Raw genomic sequence first — 6,000 nt, 5'->3', positions numbered from 1 at the left:
GCAAGTGAGCGTGACGGTGACTCAACCTCCAGTATTTGCGGTAATTAGTGTAGATAAGAGCAACGTCACTGAAGGCGGCGAGCTTATTTACACAGTCAAGCTAGTGGACAAGTACGGCAACGACGTTTACGTGCCGGCAGGCAAGAGTGTGAACGTGGCGCTGATGTGGAGTGGTGACGCTGCGAACAACAGCGACACTACAGGTCGACCTCCCTCAGTGACGATCAACGGAGGTAGTCATCAAGCTAGTTTTACGGTCAAAACCGTCGATGATGCGGTTGCTGAAAGTTCTGAGCAACTGGTGGCCAAAATTGGCAGCGTTGTCGACACGAATGGTAGCTTTGACTCTCTGAGCAAGGGGACTCAAGATACGGCAACGAGTACCATCATTGATAACGATGCGGTGCCGGATACCAAGACAACTCCGGAGGACACTGCAGTGTCTGCCAACGTGCTTGTCAATGACCCAGGCTATGGCACGAATGGCTCTTTGGCCGTAGCAAACTTCAGCGTTAATGGTGTGTCTTATATAGCTGGGGCAAGCGTCGTGTCGGTGACTGATTTGGCCGGAAAAGTGATTGGCTCTTTGTCGATATCCGCCAATGGCAATTACAGCTTTTCCCCCAGTAAAGACTGGAGCGGAACTGTGCCGACTGTGACTTACACCACCAACACAGGACTCTCCAGCACGCTGAATATCAATGTGACGCCAGTTGCGGATACTCCCTTGGTCACTGTGAATGTGGGAGCAGGGTCGACGCCTGTTACGACATCGATCACTGCGACCAGCGTGAATACGTCCACTGCCGGCCACACCGTGACGGCTTACAACGTTAATGGATCGAAAGGGACAGTGAGCACGGTGAGCGGTACGGATCACGATGGCTTCGGTGTCAGTGGTGCTGCGTCTGGAGACTCGACCGAAATTGGACGCAACTCTACAGGTTCTGAGTCTTTGGCCATTCAATTCAACATACCTGTTACGGCGATCACGGTGCAGTTTGCCTGGCTGGCTTCAGGGGAGTGGGCCCGTTATCAGATGTATGACGAGGCGAAAAAGCCCGTTGTTCTGGGATACAACGCAGACGGCTCCGTCAATACCGCCAGCGGTCTTTATGGATTCGTCAAGGGCGGTTCCGACAAGGTGGACACTCAGTTCAAACTGAGTGTTCCAGCGGGAAGCACGATCAGCCAGATCGTCTTTGACGCACCGCGTGTGGATGACGACTATCTGATTAACAAGGTGACTTACACGACGGCAACGACTTATCCCGTCACGATCACGGCCACGCCTCAGGATCTGGATTATTCCGAGACGATTACCAAGGTGACTGTGGAAGTGCCAAAGGGTGTGACGCTGTCCGCTGGAACCCAGATTGATGCGACGCACTGGTCCTTGCCATTGGCCAGCAACAGCAGTTACTCGGTGAGCATTGATCCCGTTACCAAGGCTGTCACCATCACTGGTCTGAATATGACCGTCCCTGAAAATGTGCAAGTCAATGAAATCAAGGTCGTTGCTGTAGCTACCGACGGCAGCAGCACGGCGGACGGCAGTGCGAGCTTCACCAGCAAGCCGCATGCAGTCGATGATACGAACAGCGCAACGCTGACGTCGAAGAACGTAGATTCGCCGCTGGCCAATTTCAGTAATAACGATAGCTATGCCTGGAAGTTCGATAACTCCTCCAGCACCCGCTTGAACAAGAGCGACTCGAATCTGTCGAGCACTAACTGGCAGGCAGGCGAGAATGCCAAATGGCTGGTCAGTGCCGTCAATGGCTGGACATTGGACGGCAGGACCAACGGCGGCGGCTTGGTGCTGACCGACAACAACGGTCAAGCGAACGGCGATGCCAAGGCGGTGACGCCGACCTACACCTCGACCGTGGCGGGGACCACGCTGCAGTTTAAGGTGACAGGCTTCAGCAATGCGAACAGCTCCAGTGATTCTGTGGACTGGACGCTCTACAAGAGCACCGATGGCGGGGTAACCTGGTCTGCTGTTCCCGGGCAAGCCAACTCCGGTGTCATTACCGGAACGGGTACCTACACCACGACGGCGCTCGAAGCGAATGCGACCTATCGCATTCTCTTGACAGTGCATGAGGGCAACAGCGACAGCACGGATGCTGCGGTGACGTTCGATGACTTCGCGGCCATCGTTCCCAACCCGGACACCATCGTCTGGAGCAGCACGGCCGTCACTGGCTCGGTTACGTCCAATGACACACTGGGCACGCTGGGAGAGACATCGACGCTGTCGGTGTTCAATGGCTCCACCTGGGTCAATGCGGCATCGGGCGGTACGACAATCACCGGCGCCTACGGCACGCTGCTGATCAAGGCCGACGGCTCCTACACCTACACGCCGACCGCGAGCGCAGCCGGAGCAGGCAAGGTCGAACACTTCGACTACAAGCTGACCCAGGCCGATGGCGATACCGATACGGCAAGCCTGGACATCAGCATCGACGCAACCGGACCGGGCGCCACGACGCTGGCTGCTTCCCGCATGGCTAGCGATACCGGCAGCCATGAAGTTCACAGCACCTCGTCCGGCGACTCTCTGCTGGGCACGGCCGAAGACGACTTGTTCATCTGGCACCAGGGCGATGCGGGTACGGTGTCGCGTCCGGTCACCGATGTGGTGAAGAACTTCGGTGCCTCGGGTAAGGACGCACTTGATCTGGGCGATCTGTTGCAAGGCGAGGAGACTTCGAGTGATCTGAGCAAGTTCCTGCACCTTGAGACCCGTACAGAAGCCGATGGCAAGACCATCGATACGGTGATCAAGGTTTCGACGGCCGGTGCACTTGACGCGAACGGTAATGGCTTCAACCAGAAGATCTTGGTCGAGGGCGTGGATCTGGTGGGCACGAGCCATGATCAGAACGCGATGATCAAGCAGCTGATTGATCAGGGCAAGCTCAAGATTGATCACAGCTGATAAGCGAGCAAGGCCGAGGTCAGGCAGAACTCTTGAAATACCAAATTTTCTGCCTCCTCGCTGGGGCGGTTGTGGCTGCTCATTTCCAGAGGTTGAAGGATTGGTTACATTTGTGAGCATTGAATCTTGATTGCGTTCTCATTGAGTCTTCAAAATTCATAGCGGTAAACACAATATATAAAAGCGCTTGAAGTAAATTCTGCTTTGAGTGCTTTACTTTTCTGCAACTCGATTGAGCACTTCGCATAGCCTCCTGTTGCCGCACTTTGCGGACAAACTTCCGCGCCTGTCACGCAGAGGCATGCTTGTCTTCGGCTCAGGGATGCTGGGCGTTTTGGCATTGCAGGCACAGCCGGATGCTGTTGCCCTGGATTTTGACGAAGGGCGTTTGCAGGGCCGCATGCAGTCCCGTTATGGCGCGGCAGGTGTGCAGAGACTGGGCCAGTGGCTGGCGATGCTGACGGCCCAGAAAAGCAGACCGTTGTCGCAGCAGTTGCCTGCGGTCAATGAATTCTGGAATCGCGCGGTGGTGCAGACCGAGGACAGCATGCTCTGGGCACAGCCCGATTACTGGGCCACGCCGTTGGAAACGCTGGGCAAGGGCGCTGGGGACTGTGAGGACTATGTGATCGGCAAATACTTTTCGCTGCTGCGGCTTGGTGTGCCAGGGGACAGGTTGCGGCTGATCTATGTCCGGGCGCGCATGGGCGGGGTAGGCAGCACGCAAAGCATTGCACACATGGTGCTGGGTTACTACGAGGTGCCCACGGCCGAGCCACTGGTACTGGACAGCATGGTGGATTTTTTGCTGCCATCCAGCCAGCGCAAGGATTTGACGCCTGTCTTCAGTTTTAACGCGCAAGGGGTTTATGTGGCGGGGGCGCAGCCTTCATCGGTAGACCGCATCACGCGCTGGCGGGATTTGCTGACGCGAATGAAGCAGGAAGGATTTTTGCCGTGAGTTTCGGATGCGATTTCTGTTTACAAGGCATGTAGAGGAAGCACGATGTCTTTGTTGAAACAACTTTTGATCAGTGTGACGGTGGCGATTCTGGCGATTCTGGCAGGCACGCTGGTCTTCAGTATTGATTCTGCGCGCCAGTATCTGGACGGCCAGTTGCAGTCGGAAGCTGAGAATGCCGCATCGTCGTTGGCCTTGTCGCTGTCTCAGCCGGCCAATCAGGATCCGATCACGCGGGAGCTATTGATGACGGCGCTTTATGACAGCGGCCAGTTTCAACGGATTGCGCTGGCTTCTCCCGAAGGTCAGATCCTGTTTGAGCGCCAGCGCTCGGATGCAGACAGCACAGGCACGGGAAGGCGTGTACGTAGTGATAGTGCTCCGAAGTGGTTTTCCCAACTCTTGCCCCTGCACGCGCCCAAGGCGCAGCGGGTGGTTAGTGATGGCTGGAAGCAGGTGGGGCAGCTGACGCTGGAGGTGGACGATACATATGCGCGCAGTGCGCTGTGGAACAGTTCGGTGCGCATGGCAAGCCTGGTGATGCTGGCTGGTGCCGGATGGACGTTGTTTGTGGTGCTGCTGCTTCAATGGTTTCGCCGGGTGCTGAGACAGGAGATTGAGGCGCAGGTCAAAGGTATTGGGCGCACGTCGGCAGAGTCTGTTTCGGTGTCAGCAGTGCTTCCGCTGAAATCAGCGGTGGCGGAACTGGCCCCAGTGCTCAGTGCGATTGCAGACACGCGTGAGCGCGTGCAGGCGACGGCGCTTGAGCAAATGGCGCGTATCGACTCTCTGGAGCTGGAGGTCAACCGCGACCCTGTAACTTTGCTCCCCAACCGCAAATACTTTGTCAATGAACTGCATCGCGCTCTCAGCGGAGCGGATGCTGAGGCAGCGCATGGCTATGTGATGCTGTTCCGTCAGCGCGACTTGCTGGTACTCAATGCCCAGATGACGCGTGCTAATGCTGATACATGGCTGAAATCGGTCGGTGAGCGTGTGAGCCAAGTGCTCAATGCCCAACTGGATTCCGGTGCGCAACTGGCCCGCCTCAATGGCGCTGATTTTGTGGTGCTGATGCCCTCATTGGCCGGGCCGCAGGCCATGTCGCTGGTGCTGGAAGTTCGCCAAGTGCTGCAGTCCATGCGCCTGACCTTGAGTGGCGGCAACTGGTGTCGCTGGAGCTTTGCTCTGACCGATTACACGGCCTCAAGCTCGGTGACAGGTGTGCTTTCGCGGCTGGACTATGGCGTGATGCGATCCGAAAGTTCGGGGCAGTCCGATGTGGAATATGTTGCTTATGGAGATGAGGAAGTGGTCTCCAACATGGCTGGTGAGACCTTGTGGCGCCAGACGTTGATTGCATCGCTTGAAACGCCAGATGCCCTGTCCCTGACCGTGCAGCCCATGCTTTTCACGACAGATGCTGGTATGAAAAGGCGTTGCGAGGCATCTCTGTCATTGCGCACTGCGACTGGCGAAGCCTTGATGGGCTCGCTGTTTCTTCCTGTGGCCGTGCGCTTGGGTATGTCGGCCGATTGCGACTTGCGTGCGGTGGCACTGGGGCTTGAATGGTTGGAGGAAGGGGATGCTGAACTGGTCGTTCGTATCTCGTTGCCATCACTGGCGCAGCCAGATTTTCTGGGACGTTTGAATGAGGTGCTGAAAGCCCCGCAGTGGGAGCGGCGACTGCCGCTACTTTGCCTGGAGCTGGATGCGCACGGGCTCATGGCCTATCCGGGTGAAATGACTGATTTTTGCCAATCCATGGCTGAGCTGAGTGTGGGCGTGGGTTTGCGCCGCCTGGATCAGCAGCCTATGGTGCTGGCCCGGTTGCACACTCTGCCTCTGCGCTATGTGAAGCTGGGTGGCAGTTTTGCTGAACAGTCTGTGCAAAGCCCTGGTGCCTTGCATTTGCTCGAAGCCATGGCCGTAACGGCTGCACAGCTAGGCATTCAGGTGGTGGTGACTGAAGCGGTGAATGCCCAAGCGCAAGAGCTACTGCGCAAGCATCATGCATTGACACTTTTTTCTTGAGGCAATACGGTCTCACAAAAAAGAGGGACTGATGGTGCCTTTTTGTCTGGATTGC

Annotated in this window: 3 protein-coding genes; all 3 read left to right on the top strand. The window is 56.6% G+C overall.

What is annotated here, in order from left to right:
- The first annotated feature begins 130 nt into the window (after positions 1-130).
- The 3 genes from HF327_RS22385 to HF327_RS20730 all read left to right on the top strand — a co-directional run bounded on the left by HF327_RS22385 (position 131) and on the right by HF327_RS20730 (position 5,945).
- Complete coding sequence (locus tag HF327_RS22385) at positions 131-2,950, top strand: type I secretion C-terminal target domain-containing protein (protein ID WP_198462257.1); 2,820 nt, start codon at positions 131-133, stop codon at positions 2,948-2,950.
- A gap of 301 nt (positions 2,951-3,251) precedes the next feature.
- Entirely contained in the window at positions 3,252-3,911 is a 660-nt protein-coding gene (locus HF327_RS20735; protein WP_198462256.1) for a transglutaminase-like cysteine peptidase, read from the top strand.
- A 45-nt stretch (positions 3,912-3,956) separates the two neighbouring features.
- Positions 3,957-5,945, top strand: a complete 1,989-nt coding sequence (locus HF327_RS20730) for a bifunctional diguanylate cyclase/phosphodiesterase (RefSeq protein ID WP_198462255.1) — start codon at positions 3,957-3,959, stop codon at positions 5,943-5,945.
- Positions 5,946-6,000 lie beyond the last annotated feature (55 nt).

The organism is Comamonas suwonensis (genome assembly GCF_012844455.2).
GTDB classification, from domain to species: Bacteria; Pseudomonadota; Gammaproteobacteria; order Burkholderiales; family Burkholderiaceae_C; genus Comamonas; species Comamonas suwonensis.
The sequence above is the reverse complement of the archived record's forward strand: the minus strand, read 5'-3'. Positions and strand labels throughout refer to the sequence as shown.